Annotated in this window: 1 protein-coding gene; it reads left to right on the top strand. The window is 40.4% G+C overall.

Going from position 1 to position 1,360, the window contains the following annotated elements; genetic code table 11:
* The first annotated feature begins 142 nt into the window (after positions 1–142).
* Positions 143–1,318, top strand: a complete 1,176-nt coding sequence (locus DBR40_RS26095; protein WP_158674144.1) for an IS4 family transposase — start codon at positions 143–145, stop codon at positions 1,316–1,318.
* Positions 1,319–1,360: the final 42 nt, after the last annotated feature.

Here is a 1,360-nt window from a genome sequence, read left to right as displayed (position 1 = left end):
AATTAGGAGTGTTCGAAACATTTTGCTATTCCAAAAAACAGACCTCTTCCCTTATTTCTGTTGATAATAATTGCTTTTATGTTTAGATTAAAATCTTAGCCTCCAAGGAGTTTTGTATTGGTGTTGTTATTTTTGCAACAGCGTGCCCATACCAGCAAACATATCTATAAAACAGCTCCTTGAGCTGATTCCTGAAAAGGAACTGGCTGCTTTATCTGAAAGTACCAATGTAGACTTTCAGGTAAAAACGCTTTATGGCCGCAGTATGTTCTACCTGCTTCTTTATGGTCTGGCTACATGTGAAAAAACAAGCCTGAGAGGGCTTGAAGATGTATTTAATTCCAACCGGTTTAAGATACTTTTTTCTCTTGACCGTGGTCAAACTGTTAGGTATAATTCTCTTTCTGACCGTTTGGCAACGATGGATCTATCTTTTTTTGAAAAAGCATATAAGATGATCTATTCTAGATTCAGTAAAGAGTTCTCCTCAAAGGAGTCCAGTTCCTATAATATCGTTAGGGTAGATTCCACTATGGTAGCTGAAACCGCCGGTAAATTAGCTCAGGGAATGGCAGTAGGCTGTAAAAAGAACGGGAAAAAGCAGGTGAAATATACGCTTTGCCTGGATGATCTTTTTCCAAGCAGCGTGCAGGTCTTTACCTCACAGAGTGAGCTGAGTGAAGATAGGACTATACCCAAAACCATACTGAAAGTAACTGACCCCAGCCCTAATACGGTGTTCGTATTTGACCGGGGAGTAAGCAGTAGGCAGGCATTTGCCGACATCGATGATCGGGACTGGAACTTTGTAACCAAAATGAAAACCAATGCCAGGTACCATCTGCTGGAAACACGGGCTCTTCCTGAAAATCTTCAGACAGGAGATGCGACGGTCAGCTCGGATGAACTTATTGAGCTTTACGACCGGTACAATAAGCGGCTACCCAATAAGTTCAGGCTCATTAAAGGATGCAATGGAAGTGGTATAGCGTTCTTTTTGCTTTCCAATATGTTGCAAACCCCAATCTCAGACATAATAGATATATACCAAAAGAGGTGGGACATAGAAGTGTTTTTTAGGTTCATCAAGCAGGAACTGAACTTTAACCACTTTATCTCAACCAGTACCAACGGGATCAAGATCATCTTATACATGACCCTGATCCTGTCAATGCTTATTCTTATTTATAAAAAGGGTAACCAAATTGGTTATAAAACAGCAAAAAGACGAATCTCAATGGAACTAGATGACATGGTTACCATTCAGATAGTTATCGCTAGTGGGGGTAATCCAGATCTTGTCTTTAGAGGGCCGTAAGGTTTCGAACACTCCTAATTACAAATCCAGACCAACGTAAAG

It is taken from the genome of Pedobacter sp. KBW01, assembly GCF_003852395.1.
Lineage (GTDB): Bacteria > Bacteroidota > Bacteroidia > Sphingobacteriales > Sphingobacteriaceae > Pedobacter.
Note: the sequence above shows the minus strand (reverse complement) of the source record. Positions and strands in the feature narration are given on the sequence as shown.